Raw genomic sequence first — 21,684 nt, 5'->3', positions numbered from 1 at the left:
ACCATGGACATCAGCATTCTGCAGATCCTGACGATCGCCCTCGGCGCGGTGACGGCGGGACTGCTCGTCTGGGGCGCACCGGTGCAATGGCCGGCGCCGCTGCTGCGCGCCACCGAACGGGATATCGCGCTCGCCAGCGAAGCGGCCCAGGTCTTCGGCCGCGATGCCGTGCCGCCCTATACGATGATCCTCGCCTATGCCATCACCGCCATCGTCGTCTTTGCCCTGATCTCGCTGATCTTCGGGCCGATCGTCGGCATCGTCGTCGCCGTTCCCGTCGCCTTCTTCCTGCCCAAGGCGACGATCCGCTATTTCCTGCAGCGCCGCTGGCTGCAGATCGAATCGCAGCTTCCCTATGCCGTCGACCAGATCGTCTCGGCGGTGCGCACCGGCAAGCCGCTCGCCGTCGCCGTCAATGCGGTCGCCGACACCGGCCAGATGCCGTCCTCGCGCGAGTTCGAGCGCATCGCCCGCGAGCAGAAGCTCGGCATCGGCCTGGTCGAGGCGCTCGACCGCCACGGCCGCACCGTGCCGAGCCTGCATTTCAAGATGGTCGACGCCGCCCTCGGCCTGTTTGCCCGCCAGGGCGGCGACATATCCGAGCCGCTGACGGAAATGTCGAAATCCTTCAAGGAGATCTGGAAGCTCGACCAGAAGATCAGCACCTCGTCGTCGCAGGCGCGGATGAACTTCCGCGTCGTCAATGGCGGCGCGCTGTTCATGATCCTGATGATCTTCTTCGGCCAGCCGGAGCTGATCGACAAGGTGTTCGGCAACGCCATCGGCATCGTTATCGCGATCGTCGGCGCCATTCTCTACGCCACCGGCTTCTTCTGGATGCGCTCGATGATGAAGGTGTCGGTATGATGTCGCAAATCCCGCTCGCCCCGATCATCATCGTCCTTGCCGGCATCACCGCGGCGCTCATCGTCTGGTGGCTCGGCGACCTGCTCGGCAGCATCCAGGTGGTGCGGCGAAAGGCCGGCGGCGACGGGCCGCCGCCGAATATCGTCGACAGCATCGGCATGCGCACGCCCGTCGAATTCGTGCTGAGACACTTCGAGCCGCTCCTCGCCGATTTCGGCGCGCAGCTCGAAAAGAAGCTGATCTATGGCGGCCGGCCCTTCGGCGGCGTGACGGGGCGTGAATATATCGCCCTTCTCATCGTCTTGAGCCTGTTCGGCTTCATCCTGCTCGGTGTGCTGTTCGGCATCGCGAGCGGCAGCATCATCGGCGGGCTGGTCGCCGGCCTGATCCTCGGCTTCATCCCCGCCATCTATTTCTGGGTCGTCGCCGACGACAAGATGCAGGACCGCAAGGAACGCATCTCGCGCGAATTTCCCTATTTCCTCGATCTGGTCGTCATGACGCAGCAGGCGCAGGCGACCCTGCCGGAAAGCCTGCGGCTCTATGCCGAGGCCGCGCCCGGCACCGTGATGAGCGAGGAGATCGAGCAGACACTGAAGGACGTGGCGCTCGGCACCGGCATGATCGAGGCGCTGCAGCGCCTGGAAGCACGCATGACGGCCGAGGAGGTGGTGCGCGTCATCCGCGCCGTCATCCAGGGCGAGGTCGAGGGCAGCAACCGCGTCGAGCTGCTGCGCGAGCATGCGCGCGACCTGCGCTTCCGCCGCTGGGAGAAGGCCGACAGGGCCAGTGAAAAGCTGAAAGCCAAGATCGTCATGCCGGCGATGATGATCGTCGTCTCGATCCTGCTTCTGGTGCTGGCGCCGGCTATCGTCGAGATGATGTCGAGTGGGATGTTCTGATCATGGTGTTTTCCTTCTTTCGCGGCAACAAACCCAGCCTTCTGCAGACCGGCCCCGGCGGCCAGAGCCGCAGCCATGTGCTCGACCGGGCGGAAATGTCGATCGGCCGGGCAGCCAATGCCGATATCGTCGTCGACGATCCCTTCCTGGCGCCGATCCATGCGCGCATCGAAAAGCAGAGCGACGGCGGCTTCATCATCCGCCGCATGGGGCTGAACCCGATCATGCTGCGCGGCGAGGCGCTGCTGCAGACGGCCTCACTGAAAACAGGCGACAGCTTCCGCCTCGGCAAGGATGTCGAATTCCAGTTCGTGGAGAAGGCGCCGACCAAGGAGGCGCCGAAAAAGGAGGCTGCTGCCAAGGCAGACGACGGCAAGCCGAAAAAGCCGCTCTTCAAGCAGCCGGCCTTCCTCGCCGGCATGGGCCTCGTCTACCTCGCGGTCGTCGGCATCATCGGCTATGTGATCCTTTCCGGCGGCGGCAGCACGGAGGCCGGTCCGACGGCCGAGCGCATCAATGCCGAAGCCGCCCGCATTCCGACCTGCATCAAGAACGCCCGGCGGATGCGCCAGGTTTCCGAGCAGAGTTTCAACGGTGCCGTCGGCGGCCGCGTCGGTAGGGACGGCGATGTCACCTATGCCGCACTGGCGCTTAGCACCGAACCCGCCGACGAAGCGGCGCTGGCAAAGGCGGCAGCGCCGATCGTCGAGGCCTACAAGCGCACGGCGCTCGCCGCCCTCGCCTCTGAAAACCGCGGCAACAACACGCTGGCCCAGAGCCTCTATCAGCAGACCTACGATCTCGTTCCCGACGTCAACTGCTCGGCCGCGCGTTTTGCGCTGCAACGGCGCGCCGCCACCAAGCCGCCGGCGCGGCGGTGATTGGCGGTTCGGGGCGCCTCAGGATGAGGCTCTCTTGAAACCCGGCGCTACATTCTCCCACCGCGTGATTTGTATATGCATCTCCAAGAGCCTGTTATCGGAGCGCGGCATCCTCCAACGTCCCTCACGCCGAGGTGCAAAGCCCGAAACGGCGAAGCCCCGAAGCGCGCCGCAACGCTGCGGCATTATGAGCAAGTGCCACAAGTTTCCGATGAAGGCCGATGTTATCTCCTAAGGGTGCCTCGGGAGCGTCGCGTATGGTCGAAGTCGTAGACGAATTGAAAGCGAACCTGGGTGAGATCGATGCCCGGATCGAGGATCTGCTCAGCACGCCGCGCCAGTGGGTTCCAAATTCCGAAACGGACCTTCGAATTAAGCCGTTCTTCCATGGGGCGGCAACAGACCTTTGCGTTGACCGCTTCGCGGCCCCTGTTCCGTTGCAGGCGGCACCCTTGTGAATCGTCGCCATATGACCGTCTCAGTGGTATCATGAACCGGCACGGTCGCGGTGTCGGGCAGCCGGATGGTGCATGTCGCGTCAATCGCCTGGGTTTCAATCGGCGCATCTCCTGAGGGGAGACAGCCATGGCAACCGCAAGAGCAGAGCGGCGGCTGGCCGCGATCCTGGCCGCTGACGTCGTCGGCTATTCCCGCCTCGTCGAACATGACGAGACTGGGACGTTGTCGGCCCTCAAGGTTCTGCGTCGGGAGGTGATCGATCCGCTGCTGGCCGAGCATCAGGGCCGTATCGTCAAGCTGATGGGCGACGGTGCGCTCGTGGAGTTCGGCTCGGTCGTCGATGCCGTCGCGTGCGCGGTCGCGATCCAGAAGGGGGTTGCCGAGAACCAGGCCGATATCCCGACGGAGCGACGCATCGTCTTCCGGATCGGCGTCAATCTGGGTGATGTGGTCCACGAACTCGATGGGGATCTCTACGGCGATGGCGTGAACATCGCGGCCCGCCTCCAGACCTTGGCGGATCCGGGCGGCATTTGCATTTCCGGCACGGCCTACGATCACCTCCCGGGCAAGCTTGACTGCGACTACGAATACCTCGGCGAGCGCGCGCTGAAGAATATGGAAAGGCCGGTGCGACTGTACCGCCCCCTTCAGGAAAGGACGGCCGCAGGAACGGCATCGTTGAGGTCTGCACTTCCGGAGCGGCCATCCATTGCCGTGCTGCCGTTCAACGCCCTGAGCGCCGAACCGGAGCAGGACTTCTTCAGCGATGGGCTGACCGAGGACATCACCACCGCGCTATCCAAGCTCAAGGGCTTCTTCGTGATCGCCCGCAACACGATGTTCACCTACAAGGGAAAGCCCGTGGATGTGCGCGCTATCGGGCACGAACTCGGGGTCCGCTATGTTCTCGAGGGGAGTGTCCGCAAGTCCGGCAACCGGATGAGGGTGACCGCGCAGCTCATCGATGCGGCCTCCGACGTCCATCTCTGGGCCGAGAGGTACGACGGCAACCTCGGCGACATCTTCGCCATTCAGGATGAAATTACCGCAAGCGTCGTCGGCCGCATCGGGCCGGAACTCCTGGCGGCGGAGCATGCTCGCGAAAGCCCCAAGCCGCATCATGGCCTTGATGCCTGGGAATGTGTCGTGCGGGCGGTGTTCCTGTGTTCCCAACTATCTGAGGAGAGCAGCAGGAAGATGCTCCCGCTGCTCGATCGGGCAATCGAACTGGCCCCCGGCTATGCCCAGGCGCTCGCCATGAAAGGTTGGATTACCATGTGGCGCGCGTTCCAGGGGTGGGAGGACATGGGATATGCCTTGGGCCTGGCCAGGGATGTCGTCCAACAAGCCATGGCCGCGGACGATAAGGAACCGTGGACTTACCTTGCGCAGGCGATGATAGCCTTTGGGACGCGCGACAATGTCCTGGCGGTGGCAGCGATCAGCCAGGCTGTCGCGATCAACCCCAACTCCGCGTTTGCACACGGCCAGTTGGGACTTGCGCATGCCAACGGGGGCCGCGCGGCGGACGCCATTCGTTGCATCGACTACGCCCTCAGACTGAGCCCGCGCGAGGCTTTTCTCGGCGACTTTCAGTTTTACTACGCCATGGCTCATTTCCAGGGCGCGAATTACGAACTTGGATTGAGTTACGCACGGGAGGCGCATCGATTGCGGTCCGGCCATGCGGTTCCGCTGATCATTGGCACGGCCTGTGCCGGACTTCTCGACAACCGGGAGGCTGCCACGGACTTGCTCGGACGGCTTAAATCGCTAGTTCCTGACATCTCACGGGACGCGGTCGGAGCAACATCTTCTTTCGTCCGCGCCGAGGATCGGGCGCGTCTGATCGAAGGACTTACCCGTGCCGGCCTGAATTGACGGGTCGGATTGTCCTCGAGAACCGATGGTGGCGTTTGCTACCGAATGCCGCAACGCTGCTTCTTGCAGGTAACAATGGCTGAGCACCCCCCTCGTCCTTCGAGGCCCCCTGCGGGGCAACTCATGATGAGGCTCTCTTGAACCCCGGCGCTGCGGTCCGGCGGGGAGGCCGCTGCACATGCGCAGAGTATCTGGCAGCCGCGCCGACTCTGGCATAAATTGATTTCATCAAGGGAGGCACCATGATGCAGAGGAACGCGCCGGACTTCAGCCTTGAGGGCAAAGTGACTTTGGTAACAGGCGCGAGCCGTGGCATCGGGCGAGCTTGCGCGCTTGCCTGTGCAGCGGCAGGCTCCGATATTGTCTTGGGGGTCCGTGATGTCGCAGCCTCGGCGGACCTGGTCGCCGAGCTCGAGGGCACGGGACGAAAAGTCCTCGCTGTTGAACTGGAAATTCCCAACAAAGCCCATATCGCACAAGCCGTCGACGCGGCGTTGACGACGTTTGATCGGATCGACGTCCTCGTCAACAATGTCGGCGTGGCTCCCGGCAATCTCGCCGAGCTCGTCGAGGAGAAGGACCTCGACGAGATCCTCGATGTCAACGTCAAGGGCACCTTCCTGATGACCCAGGCGGTCGGGCGCCAGATGATCAAGCAGAATGGCGGCCGGATCATCAGCATCAGCTCACAGGCCGGCACCGTGGCCCTGCGCGGCGAGGCGATCTATTGCATGAGCAAGGCGGCCATCAATCACCTCTCGCGCTGCCTTGCGGCCGAGTGGGCACGCTACAATATCACCGTCAACACCGTATCGCCGACCTTCATCCATACGGATGGCACGGCACCCTTTCTATCCGACGCCGCCAATCGCCAAGCGACGCTCGATCACATTCCCCTCGGCCGGATCGGTGAAACCGATGATGTCGTGGGCGCCGTCGTCTTCCTGGCATCGCCGGCTGCGAGCCTGATCACCGGCGCGAACCTGCTGGTGGACGGTGGCTGGTCCGTCGCCTGAGGCAAGGCCACATCGCCGGCAATTGTAATGCGACTTATGGCGCTTTTGGAAGCCGCTGAAGATGCCCGGTAAAAGCCTCCGAGCCGATCCTCGCAGCGGCATCTAGCTGACGATTTCGAAGCAAAAATCAATAAAGGCGCGAACCTTGGCCGGCACATGATGGCGGGAGGTGTAGAAGCAGTGCAACGGAAAGGTCTCATCGGGCCAATCCGGATAGAGAGCGACCAACTGGCCACTGTCAAGATAGGGCTTCATTCCGAGCGAGAAGACCTGGGCAATCCCGATCCCGGCGAGACAGGTGGCAAGGGCCGTACCGGCATCGTTGACGAGGATGCGCCCATGCGTTTGGATCGGCACCACCTTCTTTCCGCGCCGCAACTCCCATTCGAAAGGCCTGCCCGTCAAGGGGTCCTCATACTGGATGCAGGTATGATCGGTCAGGTCGGCAGGCAGCGTCGGCGTGCCATGCCGTGCGAGATAGGACGGCGCGGCAACCGTGATCACCCTCGTGCGAAAGAGTTGCCGGGCAATCAGCGAGCTCTTGGCGGGGATTTCGCCGAAGCGCACCGCCACATCCATGCCGTCGGCGACAAGATCGCCGATCTCGTTCCTTGTAACCACCTCGAGCTGAAGATCGGGATAGCGGTCGAGAAAGGTGCCGAGCTTCGGCGCGAGGATCAGCCGCGAAAAATAGGGATCTACATTGATCCGCAGCCTCCCGCGCACCGTCTGCGTCGTCCCGGCCGCATAGGCAGCGGCTTCTTCGATGCCACCGAGTAACGGCACGACCTGCTCGTAGAAACGCGTGCCGTCATCGGTGAGCCTCAGGGAACGGGTCGTCCGCTCGAGCAGCCGCACGCCGATGCGGCTCTCAAGTCGCGCCACCGCCCGGCTGACCCCGGAAGCTGTCAACCCCAGCGCCTCGCCCGCCCGCGCAAAACTGCCGCTCTCAACGACGGCGGCCAGCACGCTGACCCCATTCAGCAATCGTCCGTCGAACATCATCCAATTCCTGATATTTTGTCATGAACTATCTGACAAAAGGGCAATTCAGTCAAAGGCGACTTTGGCGCATCATTCACTCGGCGCGGCGAAAGCCGCTGACAAAAGGAGTCCGATAATGTTTGCTGTCACTGGAATAACAGGTCAGGTCGGCGCCGTGGTCGGCGCGAAACTGATAGATCAGGGTCTTGCTGTCCGTGCAGTCCTGCGCAACGCGGAAAAAGCAGGCGCCTGGCGGGATCGAGGTGCGGAAGTCGCCATTGCCGACATGACGGACGCGGCGGGTCTCGCCCAAGCCTTCGAAGGCGCCGAGGGCGTCTTCCTGCTTCTGCCGCCAAGCTTCGATCCTGCGCCGGGTTTCCCGGAGGTGAAAGCAATCATAGAAGTGCTCAAGACGGCGCTCACAAAGGCGTCACCGAAGAAGGTGGTGTGCCTGTCGACGATCGGCGCGCAGGCAAAGCAGGAGAATCTGCTGAGCCAGCTCGGCCTCGTCGAGCGGGCAATGTCGACACTCCCGATGCCGGTAGCGTTCTTGCGCGCCTGCTGGTTCATGGAGAATTCAGCCTGGGACATCGCGCCGGCAAGGGAGAGCGGCATCATGCCAAGCTTTCTGCAGCCGGTCACCAAACCGGTGCCAATGGTTTCCGTGCGCGATGTCGGCGCAACTGCGGCTGAAATGCTGCAGGAGGACTGGACCGGTAAACGCATCGTCGAGCTTGAGGGTCCGCTCCGCATCACGCCGCTGCAGATGGCGGAGGCCTTCTCTGCCGTGCTCGGCAAGAGGGTCCGTGCCGAGCCGGTGGCAAGGGAGACATGGGAAGCGCTGTTTTTGAACCAGGGCATGCAGAACCCCCGACCCCGTATGCGCATGCTTGACGGCTTCAACGAAGGCTGGATCGAGTTCGAAGATGGCGAGGCCCGATCGCGCAAGGGCACAACGACCTTTGAGACCGCTATCCGCAAACTGGTCGAACGCGGTTGATGAAAACGCCGTGGCGGCTTCAGCGATCCCATGGAGGTCGCCACCTGAAGACGAGGCGCCTGCCCCGGCACAAGTCCCATACGAAGGCGCGTCAGGACGAGTCCCGAACGAGCCCATCTATGTATGTCTGGAGCGAGATCGATCCGCGAATTGAGTCCTCGGGATATTCGGGGCCATCGGCGGTGAGCGCCGTCATCCTGGCATATGAGTGGGCCGCCGCGTCGGAGAAGCCCAAATTGCGGTATGCGTCTTCCCAGGTTTCGCGCGGGATCACCTCGACGCGAACGGCCCGGCCGAGGGCGGCGGCGAAGGCTGCGGCAACGTCATTGGGAGAGTATCGTTCCGGCCCTTCGACGGGGTATATGCCGATCCGGTCGATCGGCTCCCGCAGGAGTTGTGCAGCCACACTTCCCAGATCCTCGGGCGCGACCATCGGGAGCTTCAGATCGGCCGGGAGCATGGTCGACAGCACCCCGTCCTTCGTGACGGGTTCCACCATCATATCCCAGTTGCTGTAGTAATAGGCTGCGCGGATGACACTGGCGGGAATCGGCTGGCCTCTCAGCCCCGTCTCCAGTTCGTAAAGGACATTGAGATCGCCGCATTGCTCGCCCGGCTGCGCGCCCATGGTTGATTGCGCCACCACCTTCTCCAGCCCGGACCCTTCGATCGCCTCGAGCAGGCAGCGCACGGTCTCGCGCTCCTCCCGGTCCGTATCGCTCGCGATGTCAGCGTTCGGGTTCAGCAGGAAGGCCCGCTTCCCGCGGCGGAACACCTTCCTCAACGAGGCCACGTCGTGGACGTCGGCGATCGCCACTTCTGCGCCCCGCTGTCGCCATGCGCGCGCCTTCTCAGGGTTTCGGGTGACGATGGTGACGGCTTCGCCCCCGTCGAGCAGCGTCTTCGCCACTGCTGAGCCAACGCGCCCCGTCCCGCCAACAATGATGTACATCGGTCATGCCTCCCGCAATCATGCCGAGCACAACACTTCGGCGCTGCCGAAGGTTCCATTGCCGTTAGGCGCGCGCAAACCAGAGCGTCAAGCAGCGGCGCTATCCTCGCTGCGTATCGAATGGACGGGAGGGCGGCTCCGCAAGGGTGATGCGATTGCCGTCCGGGTCCGCGATCTGGGCAATCCTTCCGTAGTCACCCTCGGATTCACCTGTGAGCGTCACCCCAATCTCTTCGAGCGCTCTGCGGGCTTCATCCATTTTCGGCACCACAATGGTCAGCCTGCCGAAACCAGCATTCTCCTTGTCGAGGAAGATTTGAATGTTCGCTCCGGCGACGTTGCGCCATTGGATCAACGCCTCCATCGGACGATCATCGGGCTCCCGGTCAAACAGCTGCGTGTAAAACTTCTCCGCTTTATCCATGTCTGCCGTTGCGAGCGCGGCGTAGATTCCCTGGATCAGCATTGCCATAACTCCCCTTGCTTACCGCCTCCGCGGTAATGAAACAGGACGAGTTGCGTTCCAGATGTGCGTGGATGGCGGCAAAGGCGGCCTGAAGGCCGTGCGCTACTCGGTCAGGCTGGAAAGCAATTCGTCGAGCTGTTCCAACTGCTCCGGCAATGCGACAGCCGAGCCCTGCAGTGCTTCCTCAAGCGCCTCCCTGGTCGGATAGACTTCGTGGAAAACCACAAGTGTCTTCCCGCCCTGGTCTTCGAAGGTCACGGTGGTGATTGCGCCCTCTTCGCCCTCATCATTGGTCCAGACGATGCGCTCGTTCGGCGCCACCTCGAGATACTTGCCATAGAAGGCCATGGTATCCGAACCGCCGGCGCCGAATTCCAGCCGATATTTGCCGCCGGTGCGGACGTCCATTTCGCATGATACCAGCGAAATGCCGGGCACCGATTTCGGCACCCACCAGCGCTGGAACAACTCGGGCCGGCTCCACGCCCTGTAAACCGTGCTCGGCGGCGCATCGAATATCCTGGTTACCACGAGTTCGCGATCCCCTCTGCGCTCGACCGACGTGCGGTTCTGCGCGCCACCTGCCCTCTCAACTTGCTCAGTCATCGCTTTCCTCCCGTTTCATTTCGCTGATGATTTCGTCCAATGCTTCGAAGCGGGCCTCGAACAGCCTGCGATGCGCCTCGATCCACTCGGCCTCTGCCTTGAGGCCGCGTTTCCCGAGCTTGCAGGTTCTCACCCGTCCGACCTTCTGCGTGACGACGAGCCCCGCCCGCTCGAGAACCTGGACATGCTTCTTCATGCCGGTCAGCGTCATCTGGAACTTGTCCGCGAGACTGGTGATCGACGCGTCCCCTCGCCCAAGCTGATCGATGATCCCGCGGCGGGTCGCATCCGACAGCGCCGCGAATGAGAGATCGAGAGGAGGACTTTCATACTGAACCATATGGTTCAGTGTATAACCTGCTCGCGCAGGTAGCGCAAGCGTCCCCGAACTTTCCCCGCCGAAGACCGGCCACTCGAGGTCATGCACCGCGGCGGCTGCCGGTGCCTACGAACGGAAATCCAGCTGATCAGCTTTCACGCGGCTTAGCGCACTTCGAACAATGATCGAGCGCTTCGCATCCGATTCAGCTTCAGGACTTTAGGTGAGCTGAGCGAGGATATCGTCGACGACACCCGTAATGCTGCCCGCCGTGTCGATATTGATGCCGACGGGAAGATACTCCCGGGTCTTATGGTAACGGAGCACCAGAGCCCGCTCGGCCGGCTCGAAGCCAGGCTCATCGGGCCGCCCATCCAATCGCCGGTTCAAAGTCTCAACGTCGATGTCGAGCACGAAAACCTTATCGAACAGGTGCAAGAACTTGTGGAAATTGCGCGAGCCGCCACAGAAGAAAGTGACAGGGTGGGTGGTGTCGGCAGCAATGGCCCGGACCTTTTCGGCAGGCCAGATCCAATGCGCGTATCCCCAGACAAGGCGATCGGCGCCTTCAGGTGGTCCCGCGAGTGCCTGGCCTGTCTCGGGGTCGCCCACATATGCCAGGACGCGGTCGCCATGGACAACATGGTAGCCCCGCCGCTCCAGTTCGGAAGCGACAGAGGTTTTTCCAGTGCCCGAACTGCCTTCGATCAAATAGTTCTTGATGCCCATGAGCGCTCTTATCACGGGCTTTGATCCGGTGAGAAGAGTCTCACCGGACGGAGGATGAGCCGGCACGCCCGTCACTATGTCGACATCGATCGGCTTAGCCGAATCGTTCCACCAGGAAATCGATCACCGTCCGCAGCATCGCTGTCGGACGCCGGTTTGGGGCATAGATGAGGTACATCGGCACAGGCCTGTAGGACCATTCCGGCAGCACCTGCTCAAGCCGCCCTTCGGCGATATCGGCGGCGAGCAGCAGTTCCGGCTGAAGCACGATTCCCGCGCCGCTGAGCGCGGCCATGCGCAGTGCTGCGCCCTGATTGGTGGAAAATTTTCCGGAGACCGGCACATCGCGCATTTCGCCGCCCGGCCCGACCAGGTGCCAGCGGTCACGCATGCGCCAATAGGAATGGCCGAGGCAGAGATGGGTCGTCAGATCCTCCGGCAAGGCCGGCCGGCCATGGCGGGCAAGATAACCCGGCGAGGCGGCGAGAATGCGCCGATAGGGCGTGAGTGCGCGGGCGACGAGGCTGCTGTCCGATAGCGGGCCGATGTGGATGCCGAGCTCGAACCCCTCGCCGACGAGATCATGGACATTGTTGTCGAGCGACAGCTCGATGCTGACGTCGGGATAGGCATTCTGGTACTCGATCAGCGCCGGCACCAGGACTTGTGTGCCGAAGCTGACGGGCGCCACCAGCCGAAGCCGGCCGCGCGGCGCCGATTGCAGCTCGCTTGCCGAAGCCTCGGCCAGCGCCACTTCGGCAAGCGCGCGCTTGCAGCGCTCGTAATAGAGCTGGCCGACCTCCGTTAGCTGATGGCGCCGCGTGGTGCGATGGATGAGCTTGGCCCCGAGCCGGGTCTCGATCGTCTTGATGTGCTTGGCTACCATGGCCGGCGACACCCGCGCGATCTCCCCGGCGGCCGCGAAACTGCCATTGTCGATGACCCTGACGAACATCGCCATGCCGGCCAGCTTGTCCATGATTGCCTACTCACAGGTTTCGAATGACGATACCGGCAGCTTATTTATCAACCTCAGCATTTACAACATAGTCGTGATGCCCGCCGCAAGGCGAAGGACATTGCCAAAAACGAAGGAAAAACATGCCCATTCTTCACCTGCAGATGCATCCCGGCCGCACCGACGAGCAGAAACGCGCCTTCGTGCGCGAAGCAACCAAGGCCGCCGTCGAAACCCTGGCCTGCCCGCCGGAATCGCTGGAAATCCTGATCACGGAGATTGCCAAGGATTCCTGGGGGGTCGGCGGCAAGCTGAAATCCGAGGGCTGAGAGGCCGAAGGAGCGATCGGCGGGCGGCGGGCCATAGCCAGGACCTCGGCTCCGGCCCTGACCGGAACCTTATCGGCTGCCGCATACAACACCTGCAAGCCTCCGGGTAGCCGGCTTCGCCGGCGATTCTGGCTTCTTTTGCATCTGAACCGACCGAGTCTGTCCTAAGAGGGACTCTTCGTTGATGTGGGAGATGGCGGCTTTGCGCCCTCGTTCCGGCCATTAAGATAAGTCGAGCGGAATGTCCAAAGCCGACGCTCCGCTAGACGCCTGAGCTACCTCCTGTATGGGCGGCAAGCAGCCATTCCGGCCGCGAAACCATAGTACCTGCTTTGTCGCGCAGCCGAAACAAGCGAGGCTCTTAAAGCCACCGTCTCACGTTCCGCGCGTAGTCGTCGAAAGCCGGGCCGAACTGGCGGCGCATCTTGGCTTCCTCGAAGGGGATGTGGACCCAATTGGCGGTAGCAAACACCAAGAGAGGGGCGGCGAACATAAGAATAGCGCCCGTCGCCACAGCCACACCGAGGCTGAGGACGACGAGGCCCAGATACATGGGATTGCGGGTGAACTGAAAAGGTCCGCCGGTGACCAGCTTGTTGTTGGTTTCCGAGGTGGGATTGACCTGGGTGCCCGCACGTCGGAACAGTATCAAGGCCCAAACTGGAGCAATGAAACTCACCGCGATGAGCCCGATCCCGACGAAGAGGCTATGTACCCAAGGTACGGCGGGCCACCCGGCCAAGTAGCTGGCGCCCGCAGTGAGGATCAAGTAGAGAAGGGCCCATATCGGTGGCGGAAGTTTCAACATATTCGTTCACCTCGCGGAGTGCGATCGGCGCTCTATTGCCGACACTGGGAGCGACTATAAGGAATGTTGCCCTCAAAGCCATTTGCGGCCGCTATGGGTCGGAAGCGGCCTATCAGCAAAGCGCCCTCATTGCAGCCGTCCAGACTGCGACGGCGAATCCATAAAAGCTGCCGTTCATTTTTCAAGGGCTCAGGGCCAGAGGCGTTTACAGGCGGCAAGCCGCTTCGCGCCAAAGCAGCATTTTTCTGGATGAGCGCGGCAGCCACAGAAGGTCGGTCTTGGACCGGCTGGTTCGGGACTATGGGTTGTCCGTTATCCTGCACGAGGCGTCTTCCTATCCATCGCGATCAATGCCTTAGACAGCTCCAAGTGCACAAATACAAACGCGACGTTTCTCTGGGCGAGAGACTACTGAAGAAGCTCTGGCAAGCTTTGAAAGAGGCGGCGGGCGTCCGGCCATCCAGCTTCCACGAAAACTGCCACGCAGTCGATCAGCTTGCTCCGCCGACCTTCGTCGTCGAAAACGAAGCGATAGTCCGCAAGGTATAGCCCAACGAGATCCACAAAGAGCTTAGCACCCATGCTCTCGTGTTCGTAACGGGCCACTCCCGTCGTCCGCAACATGGCTTCGGCTATAAGGTCGAAACACCCCGCAGGATCATCGGGCGCTAGCTTCTTAAGCAATTCCAGCAAGTGATGGACGGAATGCGGTGTTCCAAGGGTCATCAACTTTGAGATGATCTCGGAGTATTCATCCAGGAACTTGGTCTTTGCGGCCGAGCTACCCAGCGCTTCGCTTAGTTGGTCATGACCTGCAGCGTAGAAGATCTGACTGGCAATTTCGTTGAACACTTTCAGTGCAGCGACCTCTTTCGGTGTCGGCTCGCGATCTGATTGCGGCCAGGAGCGGACCGAAGGCTCCACGGAATTAATGATCTCAAGCAGCAAGTCCTTCGTCCGGGCTCGTACATCCTGAGGCTTTGAGGAATCATCGATCCCCTCGAGAATGCAACCTCGCAGGTTGAAGAGCATATGACGTAGCCGTTCTTCACACGTCTGAAAGTCTGAGATCCAACGAGAAATCGTCGCTGTGGATGCTTCTAGCCGCCGACGAAGCCTAAACCTTGTTACGAGAGCCGTTACGGGATCATTGCTCCGCTTGCTCGTGAGCCGCGGATCGAGATCGAGAACAATTGGCTCGAGTCGCGCCGCATACTCCTGGCCGAGGCCGCTCGTCTCCCGGATGGCAAACTTGAGGACGGTCGAGTTGGTCTCTCTCGGGAAGAACGTTTCCATTATTTCCCACATGTCGTCCGCACTGACGAGGGAAATGGCAGGGAGCCTCATAGCTGCCTGCATGCGCACGGCAGGGTGCGGGTCGACCAGCAGCCTCTCGTAAGTTGGACGAACTTGGGGCCAGAACTCAGGTTTGCCGACCAGCCGCGATATTCCTTCCGCAACATCAACACGCGGCGCTGGGCTGCCCCAAGCTGCGTTGTTCTCGAAGTTGGCTTCTGTGTCCTCGTGAAGCTCAGGGTGTTGATGCGAGGCCAGTGCGATCAGCGTCGTTAGCGCAGGCCCTTTCAGATCCTCGACCAGTTGACCGTGTACGATGGCCAGTCCAAGTGCATCGGCCAGCGAAGCGCTTGCCTCGTCGTCGATTGATTGATCGAATTGCCCGGCCGCAATGTAGCTTCGCAACAGCCCTTCCGTCGCCGAGGTGAGGTTCGCCCAATGCTCATCGTTGGCCACATTGGCAAGAGCGCTTCGTGCAGCCTTGAGCGTATCGACCAGCAGCTTAACTGGATTATCGTGCAAGGAATCGGAAGTGTCTTCGCGCTCACCACAACTTATGTGGAACGACGTCGGCTTCGAGTTTTCGAAGGTCTCACCCGTTGAAAGAGATGCCGCCAAAAAGTCGCGCGCAGCTTCAGTGGCGATGTTGTCACGGCCGATTGCCTGAAACAGCGTTGCAAGGACTGTGCGCTTTCGATCCTCTGGATCGGCAGTTTCGGAAAACTCCATAGCGAGCCAGTCAATCTCGGTCTGCTCGCGGTCATCTGCTCCAAGTAAGGGGTAAACAGCGGAGAGAAGATTGATGGCAGCTTGCCGAGTCTCGAGGCTTTTCAGGGGAAGCGGACTTGCCGCAGTTCGCCAGATCGTTAGGCCCAACTTCTGCGGGTTGATGGTGCCCAGGTCAAGCAGCGTGCGCCAGACGAGCGCGATGGATGTCTCGTTTAGGAGTAGATGAGGAATGTCATCGAATATCGACGGCACTTCGGCTGATGCGAACCAGGACATCGTGGCTTGGTAGAGCTTTGCGATGTCGTCGTGGGTGTCGGTATCGATATTCCAGGCCCAGATGTAGCTCATATCGTGCTCAAAGCCGTATTTGACGCCGTTCAGCGTCACCGATCTTAGGGCGACGGGTTCGCTCGGCGCGTGGTCCTTGTCGCGCTCTCCAGCGAAAGATATCGCAAGCGCCCGAAGTGCCAGCCTTGGATGATCGCGCAAGAGCGCTGGAAAGTCCTGACACAACGAATGAGTCGCCATTCCGAAGTCCTGGGCGGCGTTCGAACTCATTGGGAGAATCCAACTGTTGCCCATCGAAGTGACTCTGTCGCGGCTAAAGTCACCGCCCCGGAAAACCCGCGCAAACAGGGCTACGACGAGCTCTTCGTCGTGTGGTGCGATGCGCAGCGTCTCCTGAGAGAGCCAAGGGACTTCCTTGTATCCCACTCGGGCGAAGCGATCGCCTTCAATAACTTGGCGAAGGCGGGTGCCGGAAGCCGCGGGATCAGTCCCGAAAGTTTGCGCGACGAAGGGGATGACACGTGGTGCCAACCAGTTGATGCGGCCGTCAGCCTGAGACATCCAATCGAAGACGACGCGACTTGCCTTGCCGAGCGCTGCGAGGGACGCAGAATCGGGATTGCTTTCAAGAAACCTGCCGATTAACGCGGACATGCTCCCAATCTGGGAGTCGCCCGGTGACACCATCATTGCAAGGAGCCCGGCCCACGGTCCGACGGCAATCGGTTGACCGTTGTGGACCCTAGTCAAAAGCGATCCGGCAAGATGCTGAAACGGACGCCCGCCTGCAGTATCATCCACGGGTAGGATCTCTAGCAGCACTCCTAGGTCATCTCCCTCCTTGACAGATTCGACGATAAGCCGAGCGAATTCGATTTTAATGATGGGATCGACCGTGTCGTCACCAATCAGCGAGACAGCGTACTTCCAAAACTCGTCGGGGGGGATCGCTGTTTTAAGATCCTCGATCCAGTATCCAATAGAGGGAGAGATCAGGAGGCCCGCGCCCGATGCGCGGCCAACATACGATCGAGCGGCATTCCTGTCTGGCATCAGTAATAGCCGGGCCACGGCATAGTCGAACAGGACGTGGTGTCTGAAAGCCAATCGGTGGGATCGCTCTTCAGTCAGGACACCGACATGTTGCAAATCGTCGACGGTAGAGGCTGCAGGAATTGGTACGCTGGTAACGGGAAGATCGACAGAGCGGGCCTGCACCATCAAATCGATCAGGCTGCGGAGCGTCACGGTCGCTGGAGTTCCCAGCCCTGTGATGCGCTCGTCCCAGTAGCGAGCAAGAAGCTCTCCCCGCGTCCCTACGCTCGAAAGTGCGGCCGCGGTAACTCCACCGGTAAGGAGGTCACCAAGCAGAGCGAGGTTGAATGGGTTGGTTGACAGTGCTGCTAGTCTCGATCCACCGGCTGCAATCGCCGTTGCGGTGGAGGGCGAATGCCCAGTGACGTGCATGATCTCGGCGGCGTTAAGCACTCCGACATGCATATGCCTCACGGTTGGAAACCCCGCATGCACATAGTTCGCGTCAGGGGGATTCCCTCGGAACACCCGTTGCCACTCTCTCCCGAGGCGAAGGTCGAAAGTGCGCACCGAGGCGACGACGCGCCATCCCGGCAACGCAGACACTGTTTCTGCGAGCTTACGATAGGTGGCCTCCGCCGCTCCGCCGCGCACCGCATCGAGAGCATCAAGAAAAAGGTAGCTCGGTCTTGGTCCCGGCAAGTTTGCGAGTACGTCTACAAGAGGGTGCTGAAGGCCGATTTCACCGCGTAAAGCGTCGAGTGACGTTGCGCTCGCTTCAACCGCAAGAACGATCGCTGATCCCGCTGGGAGCTGCTTTGCAGTTTCGTACATGACCGCCGACTTGCCGGCGCCTGGTTCACCGGTGATCGCAAGGCTTGCGGAAGCTGCGGCCAATGCGATCGCGGCGGCAATGGGCCTGGGAATGGTGACAAGGCCCTCGGGCGTACCGAGTGAGGCGAACCGCTCCAGCCGCAGCATGGTGGCTGCGCTGTAGCCAAGTAGCTTTTCCACGTCGTTGCGGTAGCTCGGCGGCGCAGCGAACGAAACTGTCGCCGACAAGGAGAGCCGGATCGCAGCGGTGTCTCCCCCGGTCCCTTCCGCCGACGAATTTGCCGCCCACGTAACGAGCAGGTCCATCGCAGCCGTTTCACTGCCAGGCGTTTCGACGACGTCACGCAGCGCTTCTTCAGCGAGTTGCCGCGACGCGTCCGTGATAGAAGCGACGGCGCATACTCGAAGCAGCGCGGTTCTTTCCGCATCCGTGATCGCCGTCCCAGCGGCGCTCAGCCATGCTTTGTCCACGTGTGCTGAGAACGTCTCGAGCGCAGTTCGTCGATTTGTGGGAAGTGCCGTCGCGGCGCCGGTTCTATGCCGATCGAAAACCTCCTTGAGATGAATGGCGATGGGATCGCCGGTGCCTTCTTCGACAACAAGCAAAAGACGATCGCGCGCAGGTTCTAAATCACGGCGGACTCCGCTATCGATCACCCCGGCACGAAACTGGCGTACAAACTGATCCGCGACCGAAGCGATCTCGCTGTCCGCTTTAGCCGACAACGAGATCGCGCGTTTTGCCTGTACGTAGATTTCGCCAACGTTCGTCCGCACTACAACGTCATCGATTGCAGTCGGTGTTTCAAAGTTCACTTTGATAGGGTTGCCCGGAAGGCCCGTGCTCAGCCGGGAAATCGGCCTCTCCCCAAGGATGAAGGCGGCAGCGTACGCCCCAACCTCAGCTTGGAAGACCACGCCGGCCGCGGTGCCGCGACCGCTCATGGCCGCAGTCCCTGATGCTCACGATCAGGCAGCAACGACAATCCCCAAAGAAACACTAGATCAAAATGCATGACAAATCATAGCAGTGCGGCTCCATTATCAAAGCGAGATTGACGCGTTGCGGAGGGTTATCCACTGGGTCGGGGACGGCATAAATGTGCGCAGCGCCTCCACGCCTGTACGCTCTAGCGATGAGGCCTGGATGATCCGATGTGGGCCTCGTATAAGCGCCTCAGCGTCCGCTTGTGGACATTTTCGATCACCCGAGTGTTTTTGGATGGGTCTGTCCGCTTTTCGGTAGCCTGCCACCAAGATCGGCCATTCCGCCACCGGCCCCAAATCGGTCGTTCCTTCACGGAAACCTGACGAAAGCGGATACTCGCCTAAAGGAAAGGCTATATTCGCAACGTGGGGGGAAGACCCGGCCGCCGCTCACCCATTCCCTGCGGAACCAGCGAAAGAGTGCGGATACCCGCCTCATCGGCCGCACGCAGAAGTACTTCGCGGAATTGTTCCGGGGAAATTTTGCCAGTGATGGCGTCGACGCAGGCTTTGACGGCAGCCATGTATTCCTCGCCGTCGTCGCAAGGCCAGTCGTTCATCAGGAGACGCGCCGCGTCGCCCAATGTCCACACGATCTTGCGAGATTTCGGCCCTCGCAAAGCAAACCCGACAGGCGTGAATGCTGATGATGTATTCCAGCACATTTCCCCGACACCTCAACGCACGGATACTGCAGTCCCCAGTTCAATGTACGCGCGTATTTAGAAATTTGGAATTGAAATTTTTGGGCGGACGCTGCTTAAACGGGAGTGCTCCGAATGACGAAGAAAGAGGACGTTCAAACCTTTTCAGAGCGCCCTGCGTTGCGGTGCCAAGCGTTGCACTGGTGGACCAATTTCGGCTTTTCGCCTACTAGCGGCACTGCCTCAGTCGCGTTTCCTTTTCCGGTCCGCCCCTCGTCTCACCGCAACTCAGCACTCACCCGAAAAATCCCGCCGGCCGAAGCATCCGAGCAGACGACGAAAGTGGAGCCCTCCTGGGCCATGAAGGCGACGTTGCCGCCGGCTTCGCAGGGGGTGGCGCTCCATTGCAGGATGATGTCGCCGTTGTCGGGCAGTTTTTCCGTCGTCAGCTTGACGGCGCTCGCCATCCATTCGGTCGCCGACGGCAGGTGGACGGGGGCGTTCAGCTGTTTCGACAGCCAGGCGGTATAGTTCTGTGCCTCGGCGAGCGGCACGTCGTCGGCCGGCTGCTCGGGATTGCCGGCATAGGCCTGGGCGGAGGCCGGGTCTGAGTTGGCGGTGTAATACTCGGCCATCTCGGCGCGGGTGACCGCCTTGGCCTGTATGCAGAAGGATTTTTCGACCTTCACGGCGCCATTGGCGACGCCGAGCATGCCGCCGAGCTCCTTCAGCGACGAGGTCATCAGCCGGACGTTGTCGAGCGGATAGCTGCCGGCAGGGATGGTCTCGAAGGCGACATTGGGTGCAACCGGGCAGAAGCCGCGCGCCGAGAGCGCTTGGAGATCGGTCAGGATCGGCTGATAGGCTGCGATGGCGAGCTTGTAGGCCTCGGCGGTGTAGCGGCCATCGGCCTCGGTGAGCTTCGGCGCCAGCGCGGCAAGTGTCGGATCAGTGGGGCCGGCGCGCGTCGTCAGCGAGGCGTGGAGATCGGTGACTTTCTGCCTCAGCGCCGTCGCCTCGTCCTTGGCCGCCATCACATCCGATATCAGTGCGGCGAAGAGCTTGGCGGCGTCGCCGTAGCCGGAGGTCGCGGCCGGCAGCTGCCATTGCTCGGCCTTGGCCTTGGCCTCGGTCATCAGGCCGCTCGCCTTGGCGACGTCGGGGCTGTCGCCGGCGCCGATGCGGGTGACGGTTTCGCGTTTTGCCGTGGCGTCCTTTTCGGCTGCCGACAGCGCGGTCAGCCCCTTGGCGAGATCGTCGTAAGCCGCTTTGGCGGCCTCGTAATTATCGACCGCGCCGTGCATCTGCTGGGCGGCGGCGCTGTCGGCGGCGGCTTTCATCTTGCTGTCGGCCTCGGCAAAACTCGGCGCCTTGTCGCCGCCGGCGGCGGCAGCGGCCGATTTGGCCTTTTCAGCGTTTTCTTTCGAGATTGAGATCAGCGATTTGCCAAGGCTGATGGCGGCCTTCTGGTAGCCCGGAAGCGCCTTCTTGTAGTCCTCATCCTTGAGGGCGGCATTAGCCTCGGTCAGTGCGGCGGCGCCGGCATCATAGGAGAGCTTCGCCTCGTCGCCGGAGGGGCGTTCCGGCGCCTTGGCGGCGACGGCTTTGTCCCTGCGGCTTTCGGCCTCCTTCTTCCAGGTGCCGACATCGGCGACGAGCTTGGGATCGGGGCGCAGCAGCTTCGGGATCGTGACGACGCCGACACCGATGCAGATCAGGAGCAGCGCACCGATCATCGAGAAATGCGCCAGCGTCCATTTCTTCCGCTTCGGCGCTTCCGGCTGTTGCGGCATGCCGCCGCGCGGGTCCCAGGCCATCGGCTGGATGCCCGTGGTGACGCGGCTGAATTCGCCGAGCGCATCGGCGCCCATGCGCGGTCGCTGGGCCGGATCGCGGCTCAGCATTCTCTCGATCAGGCTGGCCAGGCCCTCGGGAAATCCGGGGATCAGCACGTCGAGGCGCGGGAAGATGTTGGAGGGGTCGAGATGGATGTTCTTCCAGCTCTGCTCGCGCTGGTGCTCGTCCTCCCAGACCATGACGCTGTCGAAGACGCTGGCATAGGTCTGCCGCGGCAGGAAGAGCTTGTAGGCGATCATGCCCATCGCATAGATGTCGAGTGCGGCGGAGGCCGAGAATGTGCCGCTGGCATAGATCTCCGGCGCGCCGAATTCCGGCGCATAGGGCGGGATGATGTGCTCGCCGATCCTGGAGATCAGGTGCAGGTTGCCGATCCGGACCGAGAGGCCGGAATAATCCTCCGACACGTAGATGCACTGGTCGGTCAGGGCATTGTGGGCGTAACCGGCCCCGTGCAGCGTCGCCAGCCCTTCGAGGATATGGCGGCCGATCTCGATGGCGCGGTCATAGGCGACCATCTCGGTTTCCTCGAGATACTGGTGCAGCGTCTTCGACGGCCGCTTCTCGACGATATAGAAGTTGTCGTCTTCCGGCGATGGCGGGATCAGATCCTCGATCTCGACGAAGCGCCGCGCCGTCAGCGATTTGGCCTCGTTGACCGAGGTCCAGACCCGCTCGAAGCGGGCCTTGTCCAGTTTCAGCGCCACATCGGGCGCGACGATGAAGACCGAACGATCCATCCGCTTGTCCTGAGCCGGATAGACGATGAACTCGTTTTCATAGACCGGCTCGCCGATCGTGTAGCGGGCGATCAGATCACTTCTCATGCACGTGTCCCCCTGCCATTTTGTCTT

At 61.5% G+C, this 21,684-nt stretch carries 18 protein-coding genes and 1 pseudogene; 8 read left to right on the top strand and 11 right to left on the bottom strand.

Features of this window, described 5'->3' with window-relative positions:
• The first annotated feature begins 3 nt into the window (after positions 1–3).
• The 6 genes from HJC04_RS04360 to HJC04_RS04335 all read left to right on the top strand — a co-directional run bounded on the left by HJC04_RS04360 (position 4) and on the right by HJC04_RS04335 (position 6,009).
• Positions 4–867, top strand: coding sequence for a type II secretion system F family protein (locus HJC04_RS04360; protein ID WP_210632632.1), 864 nt, complete (start codon positions 4–6; stop codon positions 865–867).
• Complete coding sequence (locus HJC04_RS04355) at positions 864–1,769, top strand: type II secretion system F family protein (protein WP_221123129.1); 906 nt, start codon at positions 864–866, stop codon at positions 1,767–1,769. The genes HJC04_RS04360 and HJC04_RS04355 overlap by 4 nt, the downstream gene beginning before the upstream one ends.
• Positions 1,770–1,771: 2 nt before the next feature.
• Entirely contained in the window at positions 1,772–2,650 is an 879-nt protein-coding gene (locus HJC04_RS04350; protein WP_097598914.1) for an FHA domain-containing protein, read from the top strand.
• Between the two features lie 257 nt (positions 2,651–2,907).
• Positions 2,908–3,108, top strand: coding sequence for a hypothetical protein (locus HJC04_RS04345; RefSeq protein ID WP_097598913.1), 201 nt, complete (start codon positions 2,908–2,910; stop codon positions 3,106–3,108).
• A gap of 127 nt (positions 3,109–3,235) precedes the next feature.
• Positions 3,236–4,993 carry an adenylate/guanylate cyclase domain-containing protein gene (locus HJC04_RS04340; protein WP_221144934.1) on the top strand — a complete coding sequence of 586 codons (1,758 nt, stop codon included), beginning with the start codon at positions 3,236–3,238 and terminating at the stop codon, positions 4,991–4,993.
• A gap of 245 nt (positions 4,994–5,238) precedes the next feature.
• Complete coding sequence (locus HJC04_RS04335) at positions 5,239–6,009, top strand: SDR family NAD(P)-dependent oxidoreductase (protein WP_097598957.1); 771 nt, start codon at positions 5,239–5,241, stop codon at positions 6,007–6,009.
• A gap of 102 nt (positions 6,010–6,111) precedes the next feature.
• Here HJC04_RS04335 and HJC04_RS04330 read toward each other — a convergent pair whose 3' ends face one another.
• On the bottom strand, positions 6,112–7,011 hold the full coding sequence (locus tag HJC04_RS04330; protein ID WP_097598956.1) for a LysR family transcriptional regulator: 900 nt from the start codon (positions 7,009–7,011) through the stop codon (positions 6,112–6,114).
• A gap of 118 nt (positions 7,012–7,129) precedes the next feature.
• On the opposite strand from HJC04_RS04330, the gene HJC04_RS04325 reads away from it, so the two are divergent.
• The gene (locus tag HJC04_RS04325; RefSeq protein ID WP_210632626.1) at positions 7,130–7,993 is read left to right on the top strand and encodes an NmrA family NAD(P)-binding protein; all 864 of its coding nucleotides are present in this window, start codon (positions 7,130–7,132) and stop codon (positions 7,991–7,993) included.
• A gap of 91 nt (positions 7,994–8,084) precedes the next feature.
• Here HJC04_RS04325 and HJC04_RS04320 read toward each other — a convergent pair whose 3' ends face one another.
• The 6 genes from HJC04_RS04320 to HJC04_RS04295 all read right to left on the bottom strand — a co-directional run bounded on the left by HJC04_RS04320 (position 8,085) and on the right by HJC04_RS04295 (position 12,044).
• Positions 8,085–8,945, bottom strand: coding sequence for an NmrA family NAD(P)-binding protein (locus tag HJC04_RS04320; RefSeq protein WP_221144933.1), 861 nt, complete (start codon positions 8,943–8,945; stop codon positions 8,085–8,087).
• Between the two features lie 100 nt (positions 8,946–9,045).
• Positions 9,046–9,411, bottom strand: coding sequence for a VOC family protein (locus HJC04_RS04315; protein ID WP_221144932.1), 366 nt, complete (start codon positions 9,409–9,411; stop codon positions 9,046–9,048).
• Positions 9,412–9,513: 102 nt separating this feature from the next.
• Positions 9,514–10,017, bottom strand: a complete 504-nt coding sequence (locus HJC04_RS04310; RefSeq protein ID WP_097598909.1) for an SRPBCC family protein — start codon at positions 10,015–10,017, stop codon at positions 9,514–9,516.
• The gene (locus tag HJC04_RS04305) at positions 10,010–10,357 is read right to left on the bottom strand and encodes a helix-turn-helix transcriptional regulator (protein ID WP_221123148.1); all 348 of its coding nucleotides are present in this window, start codon (positions 10,355–10,357) and stop codon (positions 10,010–10,012) included. Before HJC04_RS04305 ends, HJC04_RS04310 begins: the two co-directional genes overlap by 8 nt.
• Before the next feature lie 198 nt (positions 10,358–10,555).
• The gene (locus HJC04_RS04300) at positions 10,556–11,065 is read right to left on the bottom strand and encodes a nucleoside kinase (RefSeq protein WP_221123124.1); all 510 of its coding nucleotides are present in this window, start codon (positions 11,063–11,065) and stop codon (positions 10,556–10,558) included.
• Between the two features lie 94 nt (positions 11,066–11,159).
• Positions 11,160–12,044, bottom strand: coding sequence for a LysR family transcriptional regulator (locus HJC04_RS04295; protein ID WP_221123122.1), 885 nt, complete (start codon positions 12,042–12,044; stop codon positions 11,160–11,162).
• A 110-nt stretch (positions 12,045–12,154) separates the two neighbouring features.
• On the opposite strand from HJC04_RS04295, the pseudogene HJC04_RS04290 reads away from it, so the two are divergent.
• A pseudogene (locus HJC04_RS04290) lies at positions 12,155–12,352 on the top strand (4-oxalocrotonate tautomerase); the annotation flags it as partial.
• A gap of 361 nt (positions 12,353–12,713) precedes the next feature.
• On the opposite strand, the gene HJC04_RS04285 reads toward HJC04_RS04290, so the two are convergent.
• The 4 genes from HJC04_RS04285 to HJC04_RS04270 form a co-directional block, all read right to left on the bottom strand.
• Positions 12,714–13,160: an isoprenylcysteine carboxylmethyltransferase family protein gene (locus HJC04_RS04285; protein ID WP_221144931.1), complete on the bottom strand. Its 447-nt coding sequence runs from the start codon at positions 13,158–13,160 to the stop codon at positions 12,714–12,716.
• A gap of 408 nt (positions 13,161–13,568) precedes the next feature.
• Positions 13,569–18,287 carry a hypothetical protein gene (locus tag HJC04_RS04280; RefSeq protein ID WP_221144930.1) on the bottom strand — a complete coding sequence of 1,573 codons (4,719 nt, stop codon included), beginning with the start codon at positions 18,285–18,287 and terminating at the stop codon, positions 13,569–13,571.
• A gap of 395 nt (positions 18,288–18,682) precedes the next feature.
• A complete protein-coding gene (locus tag HJC04_RS04275; protein WP_221144929.1) occupies positions 18,683–18,994 on the bottom strand; it encodes a DUF982 domain-containing protein in 312 nt (103 codons plus the stop codon).
• A gap of 257 nt (positions 18,995–19,251) precedes the next feature.
• A complete protein-coding gene (locus HJC04_RS04270) occupies positions 19,252–21,657 on the bottom strand; it encodes a protein kinase domain-containing protein (protein WP_221144928.1) in 2,406 nt (801 codons plus the stop codon).
• Positions 21,658–21,684: the final 27 nt, after the last annotated feature.

The organism is Rhizobium sp. NLR8a (genome assembly GCF_019685235.1).
In the GTDB taxonomy this organism is placed as follows: domain Bacteria; phylum Pseudomonadota; class Alphaproteobacteria; order Rhizobiales; family Rhizobiaceae; genus Rhizobium.
The sequence above is the reverse complement of the archived record's forward strand: the minus strand, read 5'-3'. Positions and strand labels throughout refer to the sequence as shown.